Genomic DNA, 23,375 nt, shown 5'->3' with positions numbered 1-23,375 from the left:
GCCAGCGGCTGCTCTTACCACAGAAGGTGCCTGCTCCTTTAACCATAAAGCCCTAGGCCAGCTCAGGCGATGTCTGCCGCCACGGCGGTGACGTCTTGAAGCCTTGCCTCGCCCAACGCGGCGATGGCCTCCGCCAGGTCGACACGGCCGTCGTAGAGGGCTCGGCCAACGATCACCCCAGTCACACCAAGGGGCTCCAGGGGCAGGAGCGAGAGGAGGTCGCCCATGCAGCCGATGCCGCCGGAGGCGATCACCGGAACGGCGCTGCACTGCGCCATGGTTCGCAGGGCCTCCAGGTTGGGGCCGGCGAGGGTGCCATCGGTGGCGATGTCGGTGGTGATGATCGCCGCGATGCCGGCGGCACTGAACTGCTTAGCCAGATCGGTGGCCAGAACATCGCTCTGCTCGATCCAGCCCCGGGTGGCCACCCGGCCATCGTTGGCATCAATGCCCACCACGATTCGGCCGGGATGGCGTTGGGCCAACTCCTGAACCAACTCCGGCTTTTCAATCGCCACCGTGCCGAGGATGACCCGATCCAGGCCACAGGCGATCAACTCTTCGGCGCGCTCGAGCGAGCGCACACCACCCCCGAGCTGAACAGGGATGTCGAGGGCGGCGGTGATGGCCCGCACAGCTGCGTCATTGATCGGCTCACCCCGTTTGGCGCCATCGAGATCCACCAGGTGCAAACGGGTTGCCCCCTGGCTCTGCCAGCTGAGGGCCTGCGCCACAGGATCCTCACTGAATCGGGTCACCTGGTCGTAATCCCCCTGGTGAAGCCGGACGCAGGCTCCATCGAGCAAATCAATGGCGGGAATGATCTCCATCGGGGTCGGACCAGAGACCCTCCATCCTGCAGCGCCACGCTTCAATGGCTGCGCTTTTCGGGCCCAAGTGCATGAAGATCCTGGTGATGGGGGGAACCCGCTTCGTGGGCCGGCCCCTGGTGGCCCGCCTGCAGGCCCAGGGCCATGCACTCACCCTGTTCACCCGCGGCAAGAACCCCGTACCCGCCGGCGTGGAACACCTGTGTGGCGATCGCAGCAGCGATGAAGGTCTCAGCGCGCTGCAGGGCCGCAGCTTCGATGTGATCGTCGACAGCTCCGGACGCAAGCAGGAGGACAGCAGCCGGGTGGTGGCCATCACCGGGGCCCCCAGCCATCGCTTTGTGTATGTGAGTTCAGCCGGGGTGTACGCCGATTCGGAGCAGTGGCCCCTGGATGAATCCAGCCCCACCGATCCGCAGAGCCGTCACGCCGGCAAGGCCGACACCGAAGCCTGGCTGCGCAAGGAAGGCATCCCCTTCACCAGCTTCCGGCCCACCTACATCTATGGCCCGGGCAACTACAACCCGGTGGAACGCTGGTTCTTCGATCGCATCGTTCACAACCGCCCAATTCCGCTGCCCGGTGACGGCAGCACGATCACCCAACTGGGCCACGTGGAGGATCTGGCGGAGGCGATGGCCCGTTGCATCGAGGTGGATGCTGCCGCCAATCGCATCTACAACTGCTCCGGCAAGCAGGGCATCAGCTTCCGGGGCCTGATCCGCGCCGCCGCCGTGGCCTGCGGCCGCGATCCCGATGGCCTCGAGCTGCGCAGCTTCAACCCCAGCGATCTAGATCCCAAGGCCCGCAAGGCCTTCCCGCTGCGGCTCAATCACTTCCTCACCGACATCACCCGGGTGGAACGCGAACTGGCCTGGCAACCCAGCTTCGACCTGGCCAAGGGCCTGGCCGACAGCTACGCCAACGACTACGCCCTGAACCCAACCTCAGCGCCAGACTTCAGTTCTGACGAGGCGCTGATCGGGGCGTGATGTAGCCCAAAGCTGAGCTCAGAGCCAGGGCGAGGGAGGGCCAGAACAGCCACCAGCCCAGGCTCTGAAGCCCGGCAGCAGCGATCCAGCCGGAGGGCCAGAGCATCAGCAACAGGCTTAGGAACTGGAGGATCGTCTTGGCTTTGCCTGACAGCGAAGCCGGCCCGCCATCACTGGCCTGGGAGCGCCAGCCCGAGATCAGCAATTCACGGGCCAGCAACAACCAGACCGCCCAGAGCGGAAGCACAGCGGACGACGCCAGCCAGAGCAACGGTGCCGCGATCAGCACCTTGTCGGTGAGGGGGTCGAGGCGGGCGCCCCAGCTGCTGCCACCCCCGGCGCGCCGGGCCAGCCAACCATCGGCCGCATCACTGAGCCCGGCCAGCAGCAGCAACCACCAGGCCCAGCCCTGCCAGCCGAACTGCAGGGCAAGGATCAGCGGGAAACCGGCAACGGCTCGCGCCACGGTGAGCCCGTTGGCAATCGAACGCAAAGACAGAACCAACGCTCAGAATGTGAGGAGCTGAACCTTGATCATGGTCCTGCAGCTGACGGTGGCTGATGTGATGACCCAGCCGGTTCTGACGGTCACGCCCGACACCCCGTTGCAGCAGGCCGTGCAGATGATCAGCGACCACCATGTGAGTGGTTTGCCGGTGGTGAATGCAGAGGGTCGACTGATCGGCGAGCTTACGGAGCAGGATCTGATGGTGCGGGAGAGCGGTATTGATGCAGGCCCCTACGTGATGCTGTTGGATAGCGTGATCTACCTGCGCAATCCCTTGAACTGGGACAAGCAGGTGCACCAGGTGCTCGGCACCAAGGTGAGCGATCTGATGCGCAAGGACTCCCACAGCTGCGATACAGCGTTAGCGCTGCCCAAGGCGGCATCCCAGCTGCATGAACGGGGCACGCAACGCCTGTTCGTGCTGGACGGCAAGCAATGTCCCGTCGGCGTGATCACCCGGGGAGACGTGGTGCGTGCCCTCGCCTCCCATCAAGACGGCTGATTCAACTCATCCTTCGTTCCCCCTTTCCAGGCCGATGCTGCGCTCCTTACTCATGGCCTGTGTGCTGGTGGTTGTTCCCCTGCATGGCTACGCCAACCCCACGGCCGAGACCGAGGAAATGGATTTCCTTGATCTGGTGGATGGCGAGGGCAACGTGCTGATCCAGGCCCGAGGCGTTAAAGCCGTTAACGCCGAAGCCCGGGCCCAAAGCCTGGCTTTTCCAGCTCTGGGGTACTGGTCTGTTGAGGGGCACTGCTTTGTGAAACCTGCTCCAGGCGACTGCAACGGCGTGTTCAAGCGCTAAGGGCGTTCCGCTGGTTGCGATACCGGAGCAGGCGGCACGCGGTTGTCCACGCGCAACGGCGAAAACAACACGAGGTTGCCCGCCACCAGGCCGGCGGTGACAACAACAGCCGCGAGAACCTCTAAGCCTTCCGATGTTTTGGCTTGCATGGCTCAAGCATGCGCCGCCGGGTTGCCCATGGCGAGGCCTTGTTTGGCTTTCAACGTGTGCGAACAAACAGAGTCAGTTGATACGTCAAGCATCGAACCAGGAGAGTTACGACGGAGCAGTTGATGCGCCCAATCATGTGTCGCTCATCTCACGATTTCACGACGACACAGGTGATGTGCCTCCAATCAAGTTCGAGACCGGGCATCAGGGTAAAGAGGCAAAACGCCTGACACGATTCCTCTGGAATCAAGTGATTCAATTGCTGCTGGCTGGCAAGGAATGGGAAGCCAACTCGCTGTTGGAAGAATTTGATGAACCACCCCTTTGGGACGACCCACTCGACTGATAAGCCATGGGAACGCCACTCACGCAATGGCTTCAGCTGGTGGGCTGGGTGCTGCTCGCCACAACCCTGATTTGCTTGAGTGCAACCGGGGTTTTCTGAGTTGAGCGATTAAATCAAAACACCCTCAACAGCAATCAACCTGACCTGCAAAATTAGTGATCAAGAACATCGGAATCAATCCGGTATGACTTGCTACATCGATCCCGAAGTCTTCCTTGAATGCATCAGCAAAGGCATCCAATTTGATTTTTGATTGATGCATGCGTTGATTGAAACCAATGGCTTCGTATCAAATCACGATCACCACATCGGAAGGCTCCTCGAGCTTTGCCTGTGCCGACGATCAGTACATCCTTGATGCCGCTGAAGAAGCGGGTGCGGATCTGCCCTATTCATGCCGAGCTGGCGCCTGCTCCACCTGCGCAGGCAAGCTCTCGAGTGGCTCTCTGGATCAGTCGGATCAGAGCTTTTTGGACGACGAACAAATCGCCAAAGGATTTGCCCTGCTTTGCGTGGCTTACCCAACAAGTGATTGTCAGATCAAAGGAGAAGCCGAAGAAGACCTCTGAGTTGACCAAGCCGATCTTCGAGATTCAAGTCCGAAAACTCCCACCGGGGAACAATCAACACCTGTTCCCCTTTTTTGGGCCAGCACCATTCATTCCATTCAGTAAGCACCTGATTCGCCCAGGCTGAAGTCACCAGGGAATCGCGCCCAATGCCGTCATGGTTCTCCTGTTGATTTACTCCTGCAAGGAGCGGCGAAGCCAGCTTCCAAGGGCGTGGCTTCGCTTGCCAAAGCAAGGCTCGTCGCCAGGCTTAGACACCAAAGAAAGCAAGGACTGCTTCTAAGGCTCCGAGACCCAACAGGAAAACACCAGCGAGCAAGGCAAAGTCTTTTTTGGAGTTAGCCACAGATGCAACGGTTGCTCCGACGAACGCCAACAGGACAAACCTAAAGAGAATCGGAAGGGCAGACATTGCGGAGGATGTACATCTCCGATGAGTTTTGTAAACCCGCTGCGGTGCAGTGATTTGACGGCTCGATACCAACGTTGAGTTACTTAATTCCTCTCAAAGGAGGCAATCAGGACCACGAAAGGCAACCCTCCTAAAAACTGCTCTGGCTCTGCCCAGCGAAGCGGCCGGCATAGTGCTCTTCACCATCCATGCGCTGAAAGATGAACTGACAGATCAGCGTGCCCGGCACCACCGCCAGTGGAGCCGGACCAAAGTTGCTCATTTCCAGCACCTGCTGACTGTCGATCCCAGGCCCCATGAACGGTGCACTGATGTGCACCATCAGCCCCAGGCGAGCAAAGCGGCTGCGGCCCTCAAGCCAACCGCAAAGGCCTGGGCCAAGCCTGACCCGTTCACGGGTGATCCCCAGCACGGTCTCCCCCGGCATGATCAGGATGTGCCCGCCTTCAGGGATCTCCAGTTTGTCGGTGCATTCGCGGTAGTCGGTGTGATCGCGAACCTCGATCACTTCATGCACCTTGCGGAACACGCGGAACGTGGAACCGAGGGTGAGATCCACCGATGCCGGCCCAACATGATCGGCGTTGAAGGGCGTGATCGCGATCAGGCCATCGTCAATCGCCTGAAGAATGGCCTGACGCCCAAGCACCGCCATAGGTCGATCCCCTACTGGGCCATGAGTATGGACGCCTCAGACGCCGGGGTGCTCAAACAAAACCGTCGACCGTTCTGACTCGCTCAGCTCGGCAGCGTCAGGCTTCTGAGGCTGCTCAAGCGGTGGAGCGTCGGGAAGCCGGAAGGCTTTTTCGAGGTCTGTCTTGATGACACCAAAGGGGTAGGTCATAAAAAAAGAGGACCGCCCACAGCCCCTCGGAACGACTTGACGACGCATCCCTGCGCCTCCGTTACATTAGTCAACAAAGATTTGCAACGAGAGCCGTGACCTTCACCACGCAAGACCTGCTCATCGCTTTCGGCAGCTTCGGAATGGCCCTCTTCGCCTTGAACCTCTACAAGTTGACCAAGCCGGCCAACGGCTGATCAGACCGGACACTTGAAAACCTTCAGCCGGCGCCCCTCATCGGTTTGAACGTACCCTGACCGGACGCAACCCAGCTCTGCTGGGGGCAGCCGCGAACCGATGTGGGTCGTGAAACGCTCGGTGCTCTTCGCCCCAATCGCCAACACCAGAGCGCAAGCAACGAGTGAGAGGAGAGCCGTGAGCAGCACTCGCATCCGCATGCAGAACAAGGAGTTTCAGTCTGCTCGGGTGAACCCGTCGGTGGTGGGCCGCGGAGAAGAAACGCCTTCTTAGGCTTGGCGAGGGAGCGCGAACCGATGGACAACACCAGAGAGCCGGCTGGTCATCTCAGCGCGATCATCGGGATTGGCCTATTGCTGATTGGCCTCGTTGTCTTTGGAGTGGTCCAACAGAAAGCCTGGAGCCATCAAGCGGAACTCACAAAGAGCTTTGAAGCATGCATGGAGAGCGCTCCCTTCAAACAGGCTCTAAAGGTGCCGCGGCCAGAGGCTGTGCTCACGGACGAGCAACTGCAAAGCCACTTTGACGCCTTTGATCAGCTGCTCAAAGAAACAGGTTTACCGCCCATCTGGAATGGCAAAACCTTGGTTCCCTGGAAGGAGTTCCACAAAAACTCGATTGAATTTGCAAGCCAATGCCATGGCCAGCTGGGCATCGATCAGCCTCAACAACAATTGAAGGGCACCTACGCCAAACCCGTCTGGGATCCGAACTCTTCCATCTGGCGGCAGGCTGATTGATGAGCAACCGTCGGTTCAAAGGGCTCTACCTGCAAGCCACCGGTGATCCATGCTGCTTTTCATTTGTGACCTACACACCACAAACCAGAGAACAAATGCTGGATCGTGGAGACCTGAACGCAAGCGAAGAATATTTCAACCCCGTGATTTTCGATTTTCTGTTGTTCGCCTCAGAGGCTGCCCTTGGAGCACCAGCTGGCAACCCCTTCCCCATCACCTACGACGACGTTTCGATCATCACATCAAGGCAAAGAGGCTCAGGTATTCAGCACGAATATCTGATCAGACTCTCAGACCAGGACTGGAATGATGCAAAGCAGCTTGCGGTTGATCAACTCCAAGAGGTGTTATCGAGTGCGCGATGGAATGGAGCTCGGCTCACGGATTGGCGCGATTGAAACAGCATCAAACCACCGTGGGAGAGCCGAGCCCTTTAGCTTGCCGGCTTCAACAACCCTTCCCATGATCCCAGAGCCCCACGAGCCCTTTGACATCAACCGCAAGGAGGACTCGATCTTCCTGCTGGGTTCCATGTTCACGGTGATCTTCCTCTTCCTTCTTTAAAACACAAAAGGCTGATCCTCAGCATCATCAAAAAGCACCTGCTCGAATCGAACAGGTGCTTTTTGCTATTGATTTCATATAAAAGAACCGTTGATTGTCAGTGCAATCTCAGCGGCGCGGCAGGCTCACTTGATACATCGTGTCGTCAGCAGGCTTCCACTGCACAAGGTGGAGCCGGTCGATCTTGTTGTTGTCCAAACAATCCCAGATTGTGGCCCCAGACAATGTTGCCATCGACCACACATCGCCCTGACTCTTCATCTGCTTGCGGTTGCGATCTTTCCATTCCGTCCAGTTGATTTTTGGGTAGGAGCCAACCTGCTCACTCAGAATCACCACCGTGAATTCCACCGAACGCGAACCAAAACCGGCCGGAACTCTAAGTTGCTGAACCGCAATTCCCTGGTTCAGCCCACGGGTTTGCGCCAGATCCGCCACACCAGCCAGCCCGTCACCCCGAGCCAGAGGAACGCCACAGCCGAAAGGATCGGCACGACGATCAGGTAGCTCCACACCCCCAGGGCCACCCAGGCGAGCAGAGACGTAATCAAAGCCTTCTGAAAGTTGTTGGCCTTGGCGAGACGTTGCTGCAAAAGAGATCTCACGCTGTTGCTCGATGCTCCATCCCTTCCTCTAGCCACGGATGCCCTCAGCGACCGCAACGCTGAAGCCCTCCTGGGTCCAGAGGCGGAGGGAATAAGGCGAACCATGCAGCCATGCCGCGGCCCCGTCCGAAGCGATGGTCACGTTGGCGAGTCCGCCGCCCAGCCCCAGACCCGCTGCCTTCAACACAGCCTCCTTCGCCGTCCAGGCCTGAATCAGCGTCCAATGCTCCAGGCAGTCCGTCGCTTCAGCGGCCGAGGCAAACATGCGCCGCGTCAGGAGATCAGAGGCCACACGCAACGGCCGGTCCAGCGCTTCCACATCAATGCCAATCGGAGCCGGCCCCACCACGCCGATGCTGAGGGATCCGGTGTTGGAAATGCTGTGGTGCAGCGGGGAATTGCGCAGCTGCGGCTTGCCGTAGATCGTGCGGCCGATGTCATCCGCAGCAACCATCTGGCCTGCATCGGCGAACAACCGGCAGGTGAGGCTGTCGCTCAAGGTCCGCTGCTCAGCGCGCGTCGGCGGCTGAGCGAGATGGGCCACCAACACCCGACGTTGCGTGCTGGGGATCGACCACCAGGACCAAACGGCGTCTAAGCTCAATTCTGAACAGGCGGCACGGGCACCGGCGGCAGGGGCGGCAAAGCTGGCGGCGACATCACCGATGGGGTTGGCTCATCCAACAGAACCTCGGCGGGGTTGAGAATCGGCTCATCGAGCACAATCGGCGGCGGCAGATCGGGGGGCAACGGCACAAACAGCTGTGGCTCTGTCCAGCTGTCATCGGAGCTGGCATCTGAGCTGTCATCGGAACCGAGTTCAGCCGGCTCAGGCTCCCGGATCACAGCGGACGGCTCGCGCAACACCAAAGGATCCGCCGTGATCGGGGGTTCCCTGAGGGGCGCACGGTCCAGATCGACGCTGCGGTCGTCGGCATCCGCGGGCAAACCCGGCTTGGTGAGGTTGTTAGCGGGCCCCCAGATCATCCGGGCCAGGGGTTCCACGCCCTGTTCCATCACCCGGTTCAAGCCCGCCAGGGCGCGATCGGCGAGGTGATTGCCGAAGGACGACACACAGTCGAGCGGGCCATCGCAACCTTTATCCAGCGCCAGCTTGGGCGTCAGCGCCGCGATCAGATTGCCCTGCAGGGGGATCTGGCGGGGGCTCAACCGCAGCAGGTAGGGCACATGCACAAAGCTGGTGGCACCGCCGCTGATCCAGTTGGCGTCTTCTTCGGTGAAGCCCTTAACCCCAGGGATGATCAAACGACTCTTCGAGGCATGGTCGGGCATGTAGGCCGCCAGATAGCCCCGGCGACGGGCGAGGTCTTTGGTCTGCTCGAGGGTGAGGCCATCACGGCTCATCAGCACCTCCATGTGGCCGTCCTGACGCAGGCCCATCACCATGCGGATCCGCGGCAGGTAGTAGCGGATGCGCTGGCCCATGCTGATGCTGTAGGCCCCCTTATAGCTCTCCGGCGGAGCCTCGATGTCGTTGTAGAGGCTGTGCAGGCCGCCGATGAAGGTGTCGTAGGTGCGGCTGCGCTCATCGGTGAGCTCCCCGTAGCCGAAATCAATGCTGCCGTCGTAGCGGATGCCGACGAAGGCCCGTTGGCGTGAAGCCGAACGGTTACGACCGCGCCAGACCTGCTTGCCGAATTTCAGATCCCCCAAGGGGACCGTGATCTCGCGGCCATCGTCGTTCACATGGCGCTCGTACATCGGTCCGGACACGTAGGCCAGGGCAGCGCTGTCCTGGTAGGCGTCCTGTTCGCGATCCCAACCCTCCAACAGCCCGAAGCGCACCCGCCGTGGGTCGAGATCCAACGCGTAGACCTCATCATCGGGGATATATCGGAACGGCTTGGCATCCCGACCGCGCTGCTGGGCCGAACGAACAGCTTGCTCCTGCAGCTCGGAGCGCTCAGGAGCCACAGGCGCCAAGGCGATCAGGCCGCCGAACACCACAAACGGCATGGCCAGCAAGAGCCAGCGCTTGCGCAGACGGATCCTGCGCTTGGGTCGGGGTCTGGGCCGCGTCGCAGCAGGCTGAGTCACGCGACCCTTCGCTCTCGGTTGTTGGGGGTTGGGTCGAACCAAGGAACGATGGAGCCTTCGGCCACCAGCCATTGCTGGTAACGCTCGCTGCAGTCATGGCCTCCCGTCAACTGCCCGAAGGAAGGAATCACCAGACGCGGCCCATCCGGATCAAAGGCGAAGCAGGGCAAACGCAACTGATCGGAACGGCTGCGAATCCGGGTGGTGGGGTGCAGGTGACCGCACACGTTCAACAACCCCGGCTCCGGCACCCGTTCGGGCATGTGGCTCAGCCAGAGATGGCCCAGACGCTGAGAAGGCTGCTGGGGTAAGCCTTCAATCCAGCTGTCCTGGTCATGGTTGCCACCGATCAGCACCACCGGACAACCACAGAGATCGGGCAGCGCCAGCAGGGTTTCGCGCAGGGAAGCGGTGATGCCGATCCGGGCATGCACCAGATCACCCAGCACGAACAGGCGCTGCGGTGACCTGGCATGGCAGAGCTCCAGCAGCGGATTCAGGGTGCCTTGATCCCCATCGCTGGGCATGGGGATGCCGTGGGCCTGGAACACTTCGGCCTTGCCGAGATGCAGGTCGGCAACAAACAGCTCCCGCCCCTCAGCCCGCCACAGGGCCCGCTGGGGCAGAAACGTGAGTGGGCTGTCGCCCCAGGACCACTCCAATGCGCTCATGAACGGTGTAGATCGCAGATCTGTAGCGCTGGCTGCATTGGGTGGCTGACGTTGTGCCGCAAGCTTCGGGGGCCTCCAGAAGACTCATTGTGGCGCGGAGCAATGGCCTCCACCAGGTCGCGAGTTCAACCCTGCGCACGCTCGAACAACGTTTGAGCCTGCTGGAAGAGGAAGGCCGTTTCGAATGTGCCTACGCCCTGAGGATGGAAGTGGCCGACTGGCTGCTTGGGGCGAGGGATGCCAACCTGAGCGCACCATCGTTGTCCTGACGTTCCCATGACCATTGCCCTGCTGATCGCGCTGGCGGGTTCCCTGGCGGCAATGGCCGTGATCGTGCGTCGTCTGGAACAGCGTTGATGCGAGGGGTCCGGCGCTGGTCCGTCGTCCTCGCGCTGGCCTGCTTCGGCAGCGCACTTCCCCTGCAGTCCAATCAACTGAAGGTGGGGATCAGTGGATCGGCCCCCTTCGTGATCAAGAACGGCGATCAGCTCAGCGGCATCAGCCTCAACATCTGGCGCCGCGTCGCCGAAGACAACAACCTCAGCTACGAGCTGGTGGAGCAGTCATCCCCCAAAGCCGGGATTGAGGCGGTGGATGACGGTGAAATCGACGTGCTGGTGGGCCCGATCAGCATCACCTCACGCCGCCTGGCCATGCCGGGCATTGACTTCACCCAGCCCTACTACCTGGGCAAATCCGGGGTGTTACTGCCGATGCGTCCGCCCTCGATCCTGAGCCGCGTTCAGGTGTTCTTCGGCTGGGCGGTGATCTCCTCGGTGCTGGTGCTGATCAGCGTTCTGCTGGTGGTGGGCAGCCTGATCTGGCTGGCGGAACGCAACCGCAACAGTGAGCAGTTTCCGCGGAACTGGCTACCGGGCATCAGCAGCGGCATGTGGTTCGCCCTGGTGACCTTGACCACGGTGGGCTACGGCGACAAGGCGCCGATCACACGAACCGGCCGAGGCATCACCAGCGCCTGGATGGTGATCTCCCTGATCGCGGTGTCGTCTCTCACCGCCAGCCTTGCCTCGGCGTTCACCCTGTTCCTCTCCGGTGCCACCGAAACGGCCATCAGCGTTCCTGCACAACTGAACGGACGTCGGGTTGCTGTGGTGGAGGGCACCAGTGGCATGGAGCTGGCCCAACGCGGCGACATGCGGATCGTTAGCGCGGCCAACCTCAACAGCGCCGTTCAACTTTTGGTGGATCAGAAAGCCGATGCCTTGATCTTTGATCGACCGGCCATTCGCTACCACCTCAAAAACAATCCCGACCTCGCCCTGCGCCTCGCCTCCTTCACCCTGTCGGAAGAGACCTACGGCTTTGTGATCAAACCGGACAGCCCCCTGCGCACGCCCATGAACGTCTCCATCCTCAAATTGCAACGGCAGGGGAAGGTTGCCGCCATTGCCAACCGGCTGCTGGATTGAAACGGAAGCCTCAGCCCACTCAGCCCAGAGGGCGATGACGACGCAGGGCCTCCTCCAAAAGATAGGCGGCCAGATTGCCGCAACTGCGCCCTTCAGCGAGGGCATGACGCTTGAGGTCATCCATCACCCCGCGGGGCAGAGTGACGTTGATGCGCTCGGAGCCGGCAGCATCCGCCACCGCAGCCGTGCTGGGAGCCGCGGCCTGGCCCTCGATCCGCTGCTGCAACTCCTGAACCAGATCCTGAAGGAGAGACACGATTTCGTGAAAATATGCTCACATTTAGTAAACGATATCGTGCTAGACAAGATTGCGTAATCTTGGACACACTTTTTGAGGCGCCATGCAACCCCTGCCGCTGAAGCTTGCTCCCGGCAGTGATCTGCGCCTCAGCCTCGAAGAACTGGCCCAGCGGGACGGCATCAGCGGATTTGTTCTCGGCGTGGTCGGCAACCTGACCAAGGCGTCGTTCCAGTGCCCCGGCCAGGCGGAGCCCACCGTGCTGGAGGGCGATCTTGAGGTGATCACCCTCAATGGAACCTTTTCCCCTGAGGGCGTGCACCTGCACCTGAGCCTCTCGGATGGGGCCTGTCAGGTGTGGGGAGGCCACCTGGAGCCCGGCACGATCGTGCAGAAGGGCGTTGATCTGCTGATTGGCGTGCTGGAGCAACGCGAAGGCCGCCCCGCGCGTCAGACGGCAGCAGCAGCTCCAAGGATCGAAATCGCCGTGCTGCCGGGATGCCCCTGGTGCAGCCGCGCCCTGCGCATCCTGAGAACCCTGGATCTGCCCCACACCGTCACCACCATCAACGACGACGCAGCCTTCCTGGCCGTGCAGCAGCGCAGTGGGATGACCACCTTCCCCCAGGTGTTCATCGACGGATCGGTGATTGGTGGCTACGACGATCTCGCCGCCATGCAAGCCGCCGGTGAACTCGACGCCCTCCGCTGAGCCGCCGGAGCGGAAGCCTCAGGGACAGACACTCTCAGAACAGCCACCGTTCTGGTCGCTGAAACCCTTATGGTGCCAGCCCTGGTCAATCATCTCCACGGGCGTGCTGATGGTCGGCGGGTCCTGGGTGCTGCTGCACCGCCTTTGGATCAGCCTTCCCCTGGCCCTGAGCGTGCTGGCCTGGTGGCTGCTGTTTCTGGTGCTCGTGCCCGCCGCCTACCGGTCGGCGGCTGAGCCGAATCAATAACATTCTCGCCCTTTCGCCGCATCGACCCGCCCGCGATCATCCGTCGGCCAACTTGATGTCCCGCAGACGGGCATCAATCGATGCGAGAAGTTGCACCGCAAACATCGGCGTCTCCTGAACCGCAAACAGGAACTTGTCGCGGTTCATGGCAATCAAACGGCAATCACTGGTGGCCGTGGCGGTGCTCAGACGCTCATGGTCCTCCATCACCAAGGCCCCTGCGCCGAACACATGACCCACAGGGATGTCTTCATGTCCCTCATGGCCTGCTGAATCGATCCAGGTGAGCCGCACCGATCCCTCCAGCAGGCCGTACATGCAGGTGCCGGTTTCGCCGGCACGAAACAGCACGTCACCCTGGTTGAGATGAATCACTTCGGCCTTACTGGCCAAAGCACGCATGGTGTCGAGGGCATGCATGGAACCAGCGCGACTCAGACAGAGGTCAGAGTCAGAGCTGCGCCAAAGCCTTGGCGAACGTCCTCCTGGGAGATCAGACCGTCGTGGTCCTGATCCAGGGCATCAAAGATGGCATCACTTCCGAGCCATTCGTCACGGGTGATCGAGCCATCACCATTCATGTCGTTGAGCATGAAGATCTCGGAAACAGCGTGGCGGAAGGCGGATCCACCCTCCAGTTCAGCCAGCCGATGAGCCAGTTGATGCTCCAGCGTTTCAATGGCTTTGCTGAAGCCTTTAATGCCCTCGGTGAGTTTGTCGCTGGCCATCCGATCGTCCTGCATCAGTGCATCAAAACTGGCGCGATCGACGTGGATCTTGGCTTCGCCATTGGTGGGATGGGTGGCATCCAATTTCTGGGTCAGCACAGCATCAGTCTCACGGAGCTGATCCAACAACTTCGGTGAAATCGTGAGCAGATCACAACCAGCCAACTCCGTGATCTCATCGATGTTGCGGAAGCTCGCCCCCATCACCTCCGTGCCGTAGCCGTGGGTCTTGTAGTAGTTGAAGATCTTGGTCACCGAAATCACACCCGGATCCTCAGGTCCGGGGTAAGAGTCGCGCCCGGTTTCAGCCTTGTACCAATCCAGGATGCGCCCCACGAAGGGGGAGATCAGAGTGACGCCGGCTTCAGCACAGGCAACGGCCTGACCGAAACCAAACAGGAGCGTGAGGTTGCAGTGAATCCCCTCTTTCTCCAGCACCTCGGCAGCTTTGATGCCTTCCCAGGTGGAGGCAATTTTGATCAGAACCCGATCGTTGCTGATGCCGGCATCGTTGTACAGACGAATCAGCTTGCGCCCTTTTTCAATCGTGGCGTCGGTGTCAAAACTCAGGCGAGCATCCACCTCCGTTGACACACGACGGGGAACAATCTTCAGGATCTCCTTGCCGAAGATCACACTGATCTCATCGAGCGCTTCCCGCACCACGTCTTCCACCGCTGCATCACTGCCCATCAACTTGCGCGATGACCGCAAAGCCTCATCAATCAGGCTCTGATAGGCCGGAATCTGTGCAGCAGCCAGGATCAACGACGGGTTGGTTGTCGCATCCCGAGGGGTGAACTTGCGGATCGCCTCCAGATCACCCGTGTCGGCAACGACCACGGTCATTTGTGAAAGCTGATCGAGCAGGCTGGCCATGATGTACGACGGCTCAATACCCGTAAAGTAGCCGCGCTTTTTGATGCGTCAGCTGTTCAAAAGCTTGTTCAATTCAGCAGGTTTTGAGGGGGCGATGCGCTCCACAACCAGCAAGGCATCAATGATCTGTTTGGCGACAGGAACGGCCACGGTGGAGCCATAGGCGTGTTCACCTTGGGGCTCATCCACCACCACAAACACCACATAACGGGGATCCTCAATCGGCAAGGTCGCCACAAAGCTGCAGATCTTGGCTCCTGGGAGATAGATCCCATTCAGGGCCTTCTGCGCCGTTCCTGTTTTGCCACCAATTCGGTAGCCGGGCGTTTTCACACCCTTGCCACTGCCCTGATCCACCACAGATTCCATCCACTGGAGCACCGTGCGGGTGACCTCCGGGTTCAGCAACTGCTGACCACTGGGTGCCGCCGCCAGAGCCAGGGCATCACCCGAGCGGAAGCCACGGGTGATGTGGGGACTGATCAACTTGCCACCGTTGGCCAGCATCCCGTGGAGCTGCACCAGCTTGAGCGGTGTGAGCGAAAACCCCTGACCAAAGGCCGTCGTCGCCGGCTCAATCGGCTGACTGGTGAACTGCTTCTTGCTCTTGAGCTGACCAGCCACCGCTCCGGGCAGGTCGGTGTCAGGACGCTGATTGATGCCAAGACGCTCCATCCAGTTCCAGTAGGCGTCGTCGTCGAGACGGCGCATGGCTTGGACCATGCCGACGTTGCTTGACACCTGCAGCACGGTGGCGAAATCCACCAAACCATGGGCTTTTTTGTCGTGGTTGTTGATTGGCCAACCACCAACCATCAACTTGCCCACATCATTCACCCGATCCGTGGCCTGAATGGCACCGTCCTGAAGGGCTAGGGCCAGGTTGATCGGCTTGAACGTTGAGCCTGGTTCATAGAGATCCTGAACGGACCATTCACGAAACCGCCCCGTGGGGAAGTCCCAGTAGCGGTTGGGGTCATAGGTGGGTGTCGATGCCAACACCAACAACTCACCGTTGGTGGCATCCATCACGATTGCGGCGCCCTTCTGGGCTTTCCACTTGGCAACCTGCTCAGCAAGAGCTTTGAGGGCCACCTGCTGGAGCCTGGAATCCAGCGTCAGCTGCAGGCGTAAATCATCGCCATAGAAGGCTCCCGGGGCGAGGTTGGCCGGCAATGGCGTGCCATCAGCGCCGCGGCGGAGGTATCGGGTTTGCTCATGGCGAGCCAGATCACCATTACGACTCTGCTCAAGACCCGCTTGAGGTTGCCGCTCCGCATTGAGAAAGCCCACCACGTTCGCGAACAACGACGCCTGGGGGTACACCCGCTGGGGATAGGCCTCCAGATCCAGGCCGCTGATTCCAAGGCCGCGGATGCGATCGGCCGTTTCCGGATCCAGCTCCTCAGCCAATTTGATCCCCGAGGCCTGGGTTCCCATGGCCCTCAGCAGCGCAGGCGCAGGACGAGCCAAGGGATCGGCCAACACCGCCGCCACATCTTCGGCAGGGCGAACAAGGTTGGGGGCATCTCCCGGCATGTTGAAGTAGCGGGGATGGGCCCAGAGCCGGAACCGCTTTTCATCCATCGCGACCAAACGGCCGGTGCGATCGACGATCGGACGGCGTTGCCCCAAGGGTTGGGTGCGCTGGGTTTGCAGCTGACGGGCACGCTGCTCCAGGTCGGGGGCTTGCACCAACTGCAGCCAGGCCATGCGACCCACCAGCCCCAGCAAGCCTGCCGCCAGGATCCAGAAGATGATCCAGAGCCGCTTGGGGGGAACCTGGGTCAGGGGAACGACCCGCGCGCGGGAGCGGCGCGAACGAATGGGTCGACGCCCTGACACCCGCGTCATCAGTAGCCCGCCCGGATGGGCTGATTCCCCAGGGCCTGGAGCGATGCCATGGGAGAGGAGGCGGACGCTTGCAACGCGCCCAGATCAGGGCGATCAAGATGCACCAGATTGGCCACCTGCGTTGGCACCAGGCGGTTGGGCTGGTGAGACCGCAGCAACAGATGCTGTTCCATCACAGCGGTTGATTCGGTCAACCGGTGCGCCTGGGTTCGGGTTGCCTCCAGCAGGCGAAAGGCCACAGTCCAGCGATGCTGCCAGTGCAGCGTGAGACCAGCAAGAACGGCAACCGCCGCAATCAACCCCAGCAGCGTGCCGTCCATAAGGCGATGGAGCCCCCCAAGAAGAGGCGAGCGTCGTGCAATGCGTCCGGAGGACAGTGACCCTTGAATCAGCTCGAAAGCTGTGGTCGATGCACGCTGTTCCGGAGCGGCAACCACCGGGATCACAGGCGAATAGGCCAGTGAACCACCTGCAGAAAGGCGGGGCAAGGTTCAGAGCAGCAGCAGGTTCAGGAACGTCACGGCGTTCCAGAGCCCATGCATCAGCACCGAGGGCCACAGGCGTCCGCTGCGCAGCCGCACCAAACCAAGCCCAATCCCCAACACCGTAAGCGGCGCCAACTCGCCAACACTGATGTGGGCCATGGCAAACAACAGGCCACTGAGCAGGACCCCCGGGAGGGGACCGAGTCGCATCGCCAACACCGGCAGCAAGGAACCGCGGAAAATCGTCTCCTCAAACAGCGGAGCCAGCACAACCGCAGTGAGCGCAAGCAAGGCCAGGGCAAGCGGATCACGGCTGCCGAGCACCAACTCCAACAGCGGATTGCTGCCCCCGGGATCACCGACCAGGCGCACGAGCAACCACCCCGTGAGCATCACCACCGGCGTCACCATCAACCAGCCCGCCAGGGCATCCCGCAGAGCTGAAAGCAGCGGACGCACGCGCCACTGCATCCACCCCCCCAGCGGCGCCCTTTCCATGGGCAACGAGCGCAGTTGCCGCCACAGGATCAGCAGGCTCGGCAGGGCCATCACGCCGTAGTTGATCACCACACTGACGGCTTCACGACGAGGGCTGCCCAGCCCCGCCGTCAGTGCACCCACCAAGGGAAACGCCACCAGCGGAACGCCAACGGCACTGATCACCACAAAGCCACCGGCCACCAGCAGGGCCATATCAACCAGGGTCAGCTCCGGCCCCTGAACATCGGGCCAGGCCATCAGCCGACCTCGCAGCAGACGCCAGGCCTGACCAAGCAGCAACAGTCCACCGAGCAGGGCTGTCACCAGGGGCAGCACCGTGCTAACGGCCAAACGGAACGCCGCTTGCCCCGCGGCTGCAGCATCGATACAGAGCGTCGGGTCAGAGGCGCCCGCTTCGCAATGCAGCTGCTGGAGCAACGGGTCGTCGCCTTGGCGATCGAGCTCCGCTGATGCGGAACCTTGGCCCTTCAACAACAGAAGCATCTGTTGCTGCCGCTCATTGCGCTCCTCTGGGCTGATGCCCTCCAGGGCCTTGAGCAGCGCATCCCGCGGCGACTCCCCCAGGAGAGCGCCCCGCAACGGGGGCGGCACCGCTGGTTCAGCAAGAAGCGTCAGCTCCTGCTGCTGAAGGCTCAGGGCCGGTGCCACCGAAGGTCGCGAGAGGCTGTCCATCAAGCCCGACAACCAGATGAAACCAGCCAAAGCGAGGGACAAGGCCGCCAGAAGTCCCTTCCAGCGCGGGGAAACCGGTTGTGGGGAACTGGGCACCAGCGGGCTTCAACTGCCCACGATTGTCCCCCCGAAAGGCCGCTTCCATACGATGGCCGCGCCCTGACGCTGAACCGTGCCCCTTCGTCTTCTTTTGGTCCGCCACGGTCTCAGCAGTTTCAACAAGGAACGGCGGATCCAGGGCCGCGATGATCTCTCGAACCTCAGCGAGGAGGGGCATGAGCAGGCCCGGGCCCTGGGCCGCTCGCTTCAGGACGTGAGCATCCAGGCCGTCTACAGCTCTCCTTTGCAGCGGGCGGCTGCGACGACGGCGAGCCTGCTGGAGACCCAAGGCGGCCAGACCCCAGATCCCGTCTTTGATAACGGACTGCTGGAAGTGGATCTTGAGCCCTGGTCCGGCCAGACCATCGACGAGCTGATGCAAGGCTCAACGGAGGCCTACAAGATCTGGAAGCAGCGGCCCATGGAGCTGGAGCTCCAGCGCCGTGATGGTTCGAGCTACAAGCCACTGCCTGAACTGATGGAACAGGCGCGGGGCTTCATCAGCACGCTGTTGGAGCACCATCCCGCCACCGGCAACGACACGGTGCTGGTGGTGGCCCACAACGCCATCCTGCGCTGCCTGATGCTGGTGTTGCTGGGGGAACCCGACCACGGCTTCCGGCGTCTCCGCGTCGACAACACCTCCCTTTCAGTCTTCAACATCCGGCCAGGAGACAACGGCCCCCAGGTGCAGATCGAATGCCTGAACAGCACCACGCACCTGCAACCGCTGCCGGAGAAGGGTAAAAACGCCAGGCTGATTTTGGTGCGCCACGGCGAAACCGACTGGAACAAAGCCGGGCGCTTCCAAGGGCAGATCGATATTCCGCTGAATGAGAACGGTCGCCGTCAAGCCGCGGCCGCCCGCGATTTCCTCAAAGACATCCCCATCGATCGGGCCTGGAGCAGCAAGCTGTCGCGTCCAACCGAAACGGCCCAGATCATTCTCGAGGCGCATCCCGATGTGCCCCTGACCCAGATCGACGGACTGGTGGAGATCGGACACGGAGTCTGGGAAGGCAAGCTCGAATCCGAAATCCGAGAGGACTGGTCGGAGCTGCTGGACACCTGGAAACGGGCTCCGGAAACCGTTCAGATGCCTGAAGGGGAAACCATTCAGGACGTATGGGCCCGTTCCGTCCGGAGCTGGGGAGAGATCGCTGGCGAGCTGAAGCCTGAGGAAACGGTGCTGGTGGTAGCCCACGACGCCGTCAACAAAACGATCCTCTGCGACCTGTTGGGGCTTACCCCGGCCGACATCTGGGCCGTCAAACAAGGCAACGGTGGTGTCACGGTGGTCGACATCGCCGCCGATCCAGGCCAGCCTGCAGTGGTGACCTGCCTCAACCTCACCTCCCACTTCGGAAGCGTGATTGACCGCACGGCAGCAGGCGCTCTCTGACGTCATGAACGACACCTTGCTGCTGGATCCGGTGCGCGTCCTGCGTGGCCCCGGACATTCAGTGCAGCTCGGTGCAGTCCTGATCCACCAGGGGGTGCTCGTCGGCTTTGACAACGAGGCCCGGCAGCAGGCCCTGGGCCTGGGCATCAAGGCCAGCCCAGCACCGGATCAACTGGTCGCCCCCTGCCTGGTGGATCCCCATTCGATCCTTGAGACCCCCTTCAGTGGGGATCAAGAAACAGCCGTGAGCCTGCGCCACTGTGCCGCCGCAGGGGGCTATGGCCAGATTGGCCTGCTTCCCCGCAGCAGCAGCTGGCGCGATTGTCCGGAGCGGCTCCAGGGATTCAGCCTCGAGCAGGATCAAACAGCAACGGTTCGTCTGCACCTTTGGGGAGGCTTCAGCCGCGGCGGCAAAGCGGATGAACTCGCCCCCCACGGCGATCTTCTCGAACACGGTGCCATCGGACTGGCGGATGATGACGCCGTGGTTCCAACCCCGTTGCTGGAACGGGGACTGCTGCTCGGAGAGATGGGGGGATGCCCAGTGCTCGTGGCACCCCGGGATCCCGCGCTGCAGGGGGAGGGGCTGGTGCGGGAAGGCGTGGAGACGCTGCGAGCCGGGTGGCCAGCGGATCCAATCACCAGCGAGACCGTTCCCCTCAGCCAGTTGCTGCTGCTGCATCAACGCCATCCGGAACGACAGCTGCGGCTGATGAACCTCTCCACAGCAGCAGCGGTGCAGCAGCTTTCAGGCTGCGAGTTCCCGCCCCTGAGCAGCGTGAGCTGGTGGCATCTCCTCACCGACCGCAGCATGCTGGCCAGCAGCGATCCGGGCTGGCGCGTCTGCCCCTCCCTCGGTGGCCCGGACGATCGCGAGCAGTTGATCCAGGCCGTTCAGCAGCGAACGATCACTGCCGTTTCTGTGCATGCTGTTCCTCTGGATGCTGAGGACATGCTGTTGCCGGGCGACCAGCGCCCCGCAGGCCTCAGCGGCCACCATGTGGTGCTTGCTGCCCTGTGGAATGCCCTGGTGCGACCGGGCCGCTGGACCACGGAAGATCTTTGGCAGGCCCTCAGCTTTGGGCCTTCGGCTCTGATCGACCAGCCGCCTGAACAGCTTGAGCAGGGCAGCCGGCGCTGGCTGCTGTTCGATCCCGATCAACGCTGGAGCATCAGCAGCAACACTCCCGGCGCACCGCGTGCCGCCAACATTCCCTGGCTGGGCCGCGAGCTTCAGGGACGCGTTGTGGCCTGTGGCCTCAATTGCTGAGCGAACCGATGCGCGAAGGGGGCCAGAAGCGGAAGACGGCACGGCCAATGATCTGATCGTCTGGCAAAAATGGGCCGCCTGGCCAACGACGGGCGTCCTGGCTGTTGCGGCGGTTGTCGCCCAGAACAACAACGTTGCCTTCGGGGACCACGGCATAGAGGCCCTTGCAGCCAATCATTCTGTCGCGATCGGAGCAGAAGTTGGTGACGTAGGGCTCGTTGAAGGCCGTGCCGTTGATGCTCACGGCACCACGGCTGTTCACCTCCACGACATCACCAGGAACACCCACCACCCGCTTGATCCAGGCCTCACATTCGGGATAACGCTGCAACAGCACACGATCCACAACCCAGCTGATGCCCGGGAAGGTGACGAAGCCGCACTTCAGTGGATTGGGTTGCCCCCCCTCCAATTTCCAAACGGAATCAAAGGCACTGGGGGAATTGAACACAACGATCTCCCCCCGCTGAGGAGGTCGGGAGCGGTAGGACAGCTTCTCGACGATCAACTTGTCGCCAACCTGAAGCCCTGGCAGCATCGACCCCGAAGGGATGTAGCGGGCTTCAAAGGCGAACTGCCGGAGCAGGAGATAAAGCGAAACCGTGAACAGAAAAGGGGCCCAGAACTCCCAGATCGCGCTGACTCTGCCCTTCACATCGGAAGGTTCTCTCTCCGCGTTCAATGTGGGCAGGCTCAATCTTTCGACCCACGATAGGGGGAGCCTGCAGGCCCCATGATCCGTCCACGCTGGCAAGCCCTCAAGCCCCAACACGGCCTGTTCAGCTGGCGCCGGTGGGACCAGGCCATTGCTGTCATTGCCGCAGTCAATCTCACCTGGGTCGCCATCGACCTCACCTACATCCCCCTGCGCAACTTCTGGCTGCAACGCAATCTTTATCCGGTGCCATCGCTTCCCCTGGTGGTTCCCCTGCCCTGGCTGCCGGACATCACTCCGTGGCTGGATCCCCTCAAGGGCATCGAACCCCATCGCGACACCGAGGCTTACCTCAAGGCCTTCACCGCCCTGGACCGGGCCCTGCAGCAAAACGGCCCGCGCACGGCGGAAAGCAACGATCTGCTGCAGCACCAGGTGGTGCTCACCACAGCGCTGATGGACAGCAATCCGTTCATCAGTTCAGGCCAAGCCGGCGCCCTTGAAAAATTCAAGAACCGACTGCGCGCTCGCACCGGCCTGGAATCAGCCCGTGACTCCGCCAACCTTCTCCTGAGCCCCGAACATCTGGAACGCTCCCCCTGGAGCCAGGAGCGTCAGTTCTGGAGCCAGCAGATCCTGCCGCTGGTGGAGAGCAACTACTGGCGAAGCATCGATGAAAACGGGCGCCCCAGCGATTTGAGCTGGCGCATCGACACGCCATTTCAACTGCTGTTTCTGCTCGACATTCTTCTGCGTGCCTGGCGCCTGAAACAGCGCTATCCAGCGATCCGCTGGCGCGATGCCCTATTACGCCGCTGGATCGACCTGCCCCTGCTGCTGCCGTTTGCGCGCTGGCTCCGGGTGGTTCCGGTCACAGAACGGCTTTGCGGAGCGGGCCTCCTGCAACTCGAACCGCTGCGTGCCGTTATCAGCCGCGGCGTGGTGGCCCTGTTGGCTGTGGAGCTGTTTGAAGTGATCGCCGTCAGGGTGGTCGATGCTCTGCAGCAACTGATTCGATCACCACAGCTGCCGGAGAGGGTTCGCGGACTCTGCAGCTACCAGAGCAGTGATCTGAACGATGAGTGGGAGGTGATCGAGCTGCTGCGGTTGTGGCTTCCCCTTCTGCTCACCCGCATTGGCCCGGCCATGCGACCGCAACTGCAAGCCGTGATCAGCCATCTGGTGCAGCAGAGCTTGGACCGAAACGTGGTGCCGGATGCCCTGCGGCGACTGCCTGGACTGCAAAACGCCGAATCGGAATTCAGCCGCCAGCTGGCAGAAAGCATGGTGACCTCCGTGCTCGACCTGTCCAAGGGAGCCGGAAACCGCATCGGTCAGCGGGACCCTGTTCTGGAATCGCTTGGATCCGAAGCCTTGGATCGGCTCTGGGAGGAGCTGGCCCACACCCTGGAACAGGGGCCTGTGCTCAGCCGCAGCCAGGATCTGCTGGTCGCCCTCCTGGAAGAGATCAAACGCTCAAGCTTCCGTCAGATCCGCGACCAAGGCGATGTGGACGCCCTGATCAGCGAATTGGATGGCTTGAACTTCAACCCTGGAAGGCCGACTTCCAAAGATCAGGCTTGAAGCCGGTGAGGTAAGTGGAGGAATTCACCTCCACGAACGGTCGTTTAATCAACTTTCCATCAGCAGCCAAAGCCTCGAGAGCCTCGTCATCCGACAGAGCCTTCACTGCTGCCGCGCCCATGGCGCGATAGCTCTGGCCGCTGGTATTGAAAAGCAGTTTCCTGTCACCGAGGGATTGGTGAGCGGCCACCAACATCTCCTTCGACGGTGGAGTCAGGGTGATGTCGTGCACCTCATGGGCAATGCCTCGCTCAGTGAGCCAGGCCAATGCCTTTCGACAGGTGCTGCAGCGGTTGTAGCTGTAAACCTGAAGGGTTCCGGCCAAG

At 61.5% G+C, this 23,375-nt stretch carries 31 protein-coding genes; 14 read left to right on the top strand and 17 right to left on the bottom strand.

Features of this window, described 5'->3' with window-relative positions; genetic code table 11:
• Positions 1-62: 62 nt before the first annotated feature.
• On the bottom strand, positions 63-830 hold the full coding sequence (gene hisA / locus AAXE93_RS00910; protein WP_390127355.1) for a 1-(5-phosphoribosyl)-5-[(5-phosphoribosylamino)methylideneamino]imidazole-4-carboxamide isomerase: 768 nt from the start codon (positions 828-830) through the stop codon (positions 63-65).
• Between the two features lie 71 nt (positions 831-901).
• On the opposite strand from hisA, the gene AAXE93_RS00905 reads away from it, so the two are divergent.
• Positions 902-1,822, top strand: coding sequence for an NAD-dependent epimerase/dehydratase family protein (locus AAXE93_RS00905; protein ID WP_390127353.1), 921 nt, complete (start codon positions 902-904; stop codon positions 1,820-1,822).
• On the opposite strand, the gene AAXE93_RS00900 is transcribed toward AAXE93_RS00905, so the two are convergent.
• Positions 1,791-2,327 carry a CDP-alcohol phosphatidyltransferase family protein gene (locus tag AAXE93_RS00900; RefSeq protein ID WP_390127351.1) on the bottom strand — a complete coding sequence of 179 codons (537 nt, stop codon included), beginning with the start codon at positions 2,325-2,327 and terminating at the stop codon, positions 1,791-1,793. The two genes, AAXE93_RS00905 and AAXE93_RS00900, sit on opposite strands and share 32 nt — an antisense overlap.
• Before the next feature lie 31 nt (positions 2,328-2,358).
• Between AAXE93_RS00900 and AAXE93_RS00895 the strand changes: the two genes are divergently transcribed.
• Both AAXE93_RS00895 and AAXE93_RS00890 read left to right on the top strand, forming a co-directional pair.
• Positions 2,359-2,832: a CBS domain-containing protein gene (locus AAXE93_RS00895; protein WP_390127349.1), complete on the top strand. Its 474-nt coding sequence runs from the start codon at positions 2,359-2,361 to the stop codon at positions 2,830-2,832.
• Positions 2,833-2,866: 34 nt separating this feature from the next.
• Positions 2,867-3,136 (top strand): hypothetical protein, encoded by a 270-nt coding sequence (locus AAXE93_RS00890; RefSeq protein WP_390127347.1) that lies wholly within the window; start codon positions 2,867-2,869, stop codon positions 3,134-3,136.
• Here the strand turns inward: AAXE93_RS00890 and AAXE93_RS00885 are convergent.
• Entirely contained in the window at positions 3,133-3,285 is a 153-nt protein-coding gene (locus AAXE93_RS00885) for a hypothetical protein (protein ID WP_390127345.1), read from the bottom strand. The genes AAXE93_RS00890 and AAXE93_RS00885 overlap by 4 nt on opposite strands.
• A 137-nt stretch (positions 3,286-3,422) precedes the next feature.
• Between AAXE93_RS00885 and AAXE93_RS00880 the strand changes: the two genes are divergently transcribed.
• A complete protein-coding gene (locus AAXE93_RS00880; RefSeq protein ID WP_390127343.1) occupies positions 3,423-3,632 on the top strand; it encodes a hypothetical protein in 210 nt (69 codons plus the stop codon).
• Between the two features lie 278 nt (positions 3,633-3,910).
• The gene (locus tag AAXE93_RS00875; RefSeq protein ID WP_025362165.1) at positions 3,911-4,201 is read left to right on the top strand and encodes a 2Fe-2S iron-sulfur cluster-binding protein; all 291 of its coding nucleotides are present in this window, start codon (positions 3,911-3,913) and stop codon (positions 4,199-4,201) included.
• A gap of 542 nt (positions 4,202-4,743) precedes the next feature.
• Here the strand turns inward: AAXE93_RS00875 and dcd are convergent.
• Positions 4,744-5,268 carry a dCTP deaminase gene (gene dcd / locus AAXE93_RS00870; RefSeq protein WP_115132100.1) on the bottom strand — a complete coding sequence of 175 codons (525 nt, stop codon included), beginning with the start codon at positions 5,266-5,268 and terminating at the stop codon, positions 4,744-4,746.
• A 683-nt stretch (positions 5,269-5,951) separates the two neighbouring features.
• Between dcd and AAXE93_RS00865 the strand changes: the two genes are divergently transcribed.
• Positions 5,952-6,395, top strand: a complete 444-nt coding sequence (locus tag AAXE93_RS00865) for a hypothetical protein (protein WP_390127340.1) — start codon at positions 5,952-5,954, stop codon at positions 6,393-6,395.
• Positions 6,395-6,793, top strand: coding sequence for a hypothetical protein (locus AAXE93_RS00860; RefSeq protein ID WP_390127339.1), 399 nt, complete (start codon positions 6,395-6,397; stop codon positions 6,791-6,793). Before AAXE93_RS00865 ends, AAXE93_RS00860 begins: the two co-directional genes overlap by 1 nt.
• Positions 6,794-7,067: 274 nt before the next feature.
• Here the strand turns inward: AAXE93_RS00860 and AAXE93_RS00855 are convergent, their stop codons facing one another.
• The 5 genes from AAXE93_RS00855 to pdeM form a co-directional block, all read right to left on the bottom strand.
• Entirely contained in the window at positions 7,068-7,397 is a 330-nt protein-coding gene (locus AAXE93_RS00855; RefSeq protein ID WP_390127337.1) for a hypothetical protein, read from the bottom strand.
• On the bottom strand, positions 7,367-7,564 hold the full coding sequence (locus tag AAXE93_RS00850) for a hypothetical protein (protein WP_115132105.1): 198 nt from the start codon (positions 7,562-7,564) through the stop codon (positions 7,367-7,369). The genes AAXE93_RS00855 and AAXE93_RS00850 overlap by 31 nt, the downstream gene beginning before the upstream one ends.
• Positions 7,565-7,592: 28 nt before the next feature.
• Complete coding sequence (locus tag AAXE93_RS00845) at positions 7,593-8,168, bottom strand: 4'-phosphopantetheinyl transferase family protein (protein WP_390127334.1); 576 nt, start codon at positions 8,166-8,168, stop codon at positions 7,593-7,595.
• Positions 8,165-9,541 carry a hypothetical protein gene (locus AAXE93_RS00840; RefSeq protein ID WP_390128624.1) on the bottom strand — a complete coding sequence of 459 codons (1,377 nt, stop codon included), beginning with the start codon at positions 9,539-9,541 and terminating at the stop codon, positions 8,165-8,167. The genes AAXE93_RS00845 and AAXE93_RS00840 overlap by 4 nt, the downstream gene beginning before the upstream one ends.
• Positions 9,542-9,618: 77 nt before the next feature.
• Positions 9,619-10,293 carry a ligase-associated DNA damage response endonuclease PdeM gene (gene pdeM / locus AAXE93_RS00835; RefSeq protein ID WP_390127332.1) on the bottom strand — a complete coding sequence of 225 codons (675 nt, stop codon included), beginning with the start codon at positions 10,291-10,293 and terminating at the stop codon, positions 9,619-9,621.
• A gap of 89 nt (positions 10,294-10,382) precedes the next feature.
• On the opposite strand from pdeM, the gene AAXE93_RS00830 reads away from it, so the two are divergent.
• Positions 10,383-10,562 carry a hypothetical protein gene (locus AAXE93_RS00830; protein WP_115161728.1) on the top strand — a complete coding sequence of 60 codons (180 nt, stop codon included), beginning with the start codon at positions 10,383-10,385 and terminating at the stop codon, positions 10,560-10,562.
• Between the two features lie 87 nt (positions 10,563-10,649).
• Entirely contained in the window at positions 10,650-11,723 is a 1,074-nt protein-coding gene (locus AAXE93_RS00825) for a transporter substrate-binding domain-containing protein (protein WP_390127330.1), read from the top strand.
• Positions 11,724-11,742: 19 nt separating this feature from the next.
• Here the strand turns inward: AAXE93_RS00825 and AAXE93_RS00820 are convergent, their stop codons facing one another.
• Positions 11,743-11,979: a CopG family transcriptional regulator gene (locus AAXE93_RS00820; RefSeq protein WP_115009451.1), complete on the bottom strand. Its 237-nt coding sequence runs from the start codon at positions 11,977-11,979 to the stop codon at positions 11,743-11,745.
• A gap of 85 nt (positions 11,980-12,064) precedes the next feature.
• Between AAXE93_RS00820 and AAXE93_RS00815 the strand changes: the two genes are divergently transcribed.
• A complete protein-coding gene (locus tag AAXE93_RS00815; protein WP_390127327.1) occupies positions 12,065-12,673 on the top strand; it encodes a PCC domain-containing protein in 609 nt (202 codons plus the stop codon).
• Positions 12,615-12,920 (top strand): DUF6737 family protein, encoded by a 306-nt coding sequence (locus tag AAXE93_RS00810; RefSeq protein ID WP_390127325.1) that lies wholly within the window; start codon positions 12,615-12,617, stop codon positions 12,918-12,920. The genes AAXE93_RS00815 and AAXE93_RS00810 overlap by 59 nt, the downstream gene beginning before the upstream one ends.
• A gap of 36 nt (positions 12,921-12,956) precedes the next feature.
• On the opposite strand, the gene AAXE93_RS00805 is transcribed toward AAXE93_RS00810, so the two are convergent.
• Genes AAXE93_RS00805 through AAXE93_RS00785 form a run of 5 tightly spaced genes read right to left on the bottom strand, consistent with a single transcriptional unit; the run spans position 12,957 to position 18,135 of the window.
• Positions 12,957-13,340 carry a cyclic nucleotide-binding domain-containing protein gene (locus AAXE93_RS00805; RefSeq protein WP_390127323.1) on the bottom strand — a complete coding sequence of 128 codons (384 nt, stop codon included), beginning with the start codon at positions 13,338-13,340 and terminating at the stop codon, positions 12,957-12,959.
• 14 nt (positions 13,341-13,354) lie between these two features.
• Complete coding sequence (locus AAXE93_RS00800) at positions 13,355-14,527, bottom strand: transaldolase (protein ID WP_390127321.1); 1,173 nt, start codon at positions 14,525-14,527, stop codon at positions 13,355-13,357.
• 48 nt (positions 14,528-14,575) lie between these two features.
• Positions 14,576-16,381, bottom strand: a complete 1,806-nt coding sequence (locus tag AAXE93_RS00795; RefSeq protein ID WP_390127319.1) for a peptidoglycan D,D-transpeptidase FtsI family protein — start codon at positions 16,379-16,381, stop codon at positions 14,576-14,578.
• Positions 16,381-16,869 (bottom strand): hypothetical protein, encoded by a 489-nt coding sequence (locus AAXE93_RS00790; protein WP_390127317.1) that lies wholly within the window; start codon positions 16,867-16,869, stop codon positions 16,381-16,383. Before AAXE93_RS00790 ends, AAXE93_RS00795 begins: the two co-directional genes overlap by 1 nt.
• Positions 16,870-16,872: 3 nt before the next feature.
• Positions 16,873-18,135 (bottom strand): CPBP family intramembrane glutamic endopeptidase, encoded by a 1,263-nt coding sequence (locus tag AAXE93_RS00785; protein ID WP_390127315.1) that lies wholly within the window; start codon positions 18,133-18,135, stop codon positions 16,873-16,875.
• A 76-nt stretch (positions 18,136-18,211) separates the two neighbouring features.
• On the opposite strand from AAXE93_RS00785, the gene AAXE93_RS00780 reads away from it, so the two are divergent.
• Positions 18,212-19,540: a histidine phosphatase family protein gene (locus AAXE93_RS00780; RefSeq protein WP_390127313.1), complete on the top strand. Its 1,329-nt coding sequence runs from the start codon at positions 18,212-18,214 to the stop codon at positions 19,538-19,540.
• Between the two features lie 4 nt (positions 19,541-19,544).
• Positions 19,545-20,810 carry a dihydroorotase gene (locus AAXE93_RS00775; protein WP_390127311.1) on the top strand — a complete coding sequence of 422 codons (1,266 nt, stop codon included), beginning with the start codon at positions 19,545-19,547 and terminating at the stop codon, positions 20,808-20,810.
• On the opposite strand, the gene lepB is transcribed toward AAXE93_RS00775, so the two are convergent.
• The gene (gene lepB / locus AAXE93_RS00770) at positions 20,800-21,465 is read right to left on the bottom strand and encodes a signal peptidase I (protein ID WP_390128622.1); all 666 of its coding nucleotides are present in this window, start codon (positions 21,463-21,465) and stop codon (positions 20,800-20,802) included. The genes AAXE93_RS00775 and lepB overlap by 11 nt on opposite strands.
• 78 nt (positions 21,466-21,543) lie before the next feature.
• Between lepB and AAXE93_RS00765 the strand changes: the two genes are divergently transcribed.
• Positions 21,544-23,049, top strand: a complete 1,506-nt coding sequence (locus AAXE93_RS00765) for a hypothetical protein (RefSeq protein ID WP_390127309.1) — start codon at positions 21,544-21,546, stop codon at positions 23,047-23,049.
• Here the strand turns inward: AAXE93_RS00765 and AAXE93_RS00760 are convergent.
• The gene (locus tag AAXE93_RS00760; protein WP_390127307.1) at positions 23,012-23,374 is read right to left on the bottom strand and encodes an arsenate reductase family protein; all 363 of its coding nucleotides are present in this window, start codon (positions 23,372-23,374) and stop codon (positions 23,012-23,014) included. The genes AAXE93_RS00765 and AAXE93_RS00760 overlap by 38 nt on opposite strands.
• Between the last annotated feature and the right edge of the window lies 1 nt (position 23,375).

The organism is Synechococcus sp. HIMB2401 (genome assembly GCF_042883245.1).
Classification (GTDB): Bacteria; Cyanobacteriota; Cyanobacteriia; order PCC-6307; family Cyanobiaceae; genus Parasynechococcus.
This window is presented reverse-complemented; position numbering and strand designations above follow the sequence as displayed.

Excerpts from the sequence above, each read along its gene's own strand:
- hisA (WP_390127355.1), bottom strand. The coding sequence starts at position 830 with ATGGAGATCATTCCCGCCATTGATTTGCTCGATGGAGCCTGCGTCCGG.
- AAXE93_RS00905 (WP_390127353.1), top strand. The coding sequence starts at position 902 with ATGAAGATCCTGGTGATGGGGGGAACCCGCTTCGTGGGCCGGCCCCTG.
- AAXE93_RS00895 (WP_390127349.1), top strand. The coding sequence starts at position 2,359 with ATGGTCCTGCAGCTGACGGTGGCTGATGTGATGACCCAGCCGGTTCTG.
- AAXE93_RS00890 (WP_390127347.1), top strand. The coding sequence starts at position 2,867 with ATGCTGCGCTCCTTACTCATGGCCTGTGTGCTGGTGGTTGTTCCCCTG.
- AAXE93_RS00885 (WP_390127345.1), bottom strand. The coding sequence starts at position 3,285 with ATGCAAGCCAAAACATCGGAAGGCTTAGAGGTTCTCGCGGCTGTTGTT.
- AAXE93_RS00875 (WP_025362165.1), top strand. The coding sequence starts at position 3,911 with ATGGCTTCGTATCAAATCACGATCACCACATCGGAAGGCTCCTCGAGC.
- dcd (WP_115132100.1), bottom strand. The coding sequence starts at position 5,268 with ATGGCGGTGCTTGGGCGTCAGGCCATTCTTCAGGCGATTGACGATGGC.
- AAXE93_RS00865 (WP_390127340.1), top strand. The coding sequence starts at position 5,952 with ATGGACAACACCAGAGAGCCGGCTGGTCATCTCAGCGCGATCATCGGG.
- AAXE93_RS00860 (WP_390127339.1), top strand. The coding sequence starts at position 6,395 with ATGAGCAACCGTCGGTTCAAAGGGCTCTACCTGCAAGCCACCGGTGAT.
- AAXE93_RS00840 (WP_390128624.1), bottom strand. The coding sequence starts at position 9,541 with ATGCCGTTTGTGGTGTTCGGCGGCCTGATCGCCTTGGCGCCTGTGGCT.
- pdeM (WP_390127332.1), bottom strand. The coding sequence starts at position 10,293 with ATGAGCGCATTGGAGTGGTCCTGGGGCGACAGCCCACTCACGTTTCTG.
- AAXE93_RS00825 (WP_390127330.1), top strand. The coding sequence starts at position 10,650 with ATGCGAGGGGTCCGGCGCTGGTCCGTCGTCCTCGCGCTGGCCTGCTTC.
- AAXE93_RS00815 (WP_390127327.1), top strand. The coding sequence starts at position 12,065 with ATGCAACCCCTGCCGCTGAAGCTTGCTCCCGGCAGTGATCTGCGCCTC.
- AAXE93_RS00805 (WP_390127323.1), bottom strand. The coding sequence starts at position 13,340 with ATGCATGCCCTCGACACCATGCGTGCTTTGGCCAGTAAGGCCGAAGTG.
- AAXE93_RS00800 (WP_390127321.1), bottom strand. The coding sequence starts at position 14,527 with ATGGCCAGCCTGCTCGATCAGCTTTCACAAATGACCGTGGTCGTTGCC.
- AAXE93_RS00795 (WP_390127319.1), bottom strand. The coding sequence starts at position 16,381 with ATGACGCGGGTGTCAGGGCGTCGACCCATTCGTTCGCGCCGCTCCCGC.
- AAXE93_RS00775 (WP_390127311.1), top strand. The coding sequence starts at position 19,545 with ATGAACGACACCTTGCTGCTGGATCCGGTGCGCGTCCTGCGTGGCCCC.
- AAXE93_RS00765 (WP_390127309.1), top strand. The coding sequence starts at position 21,544 with ATGATCCGTCCACGCTGGCAAGCCCTCAAGCCCCAACACGGCCTGTTC.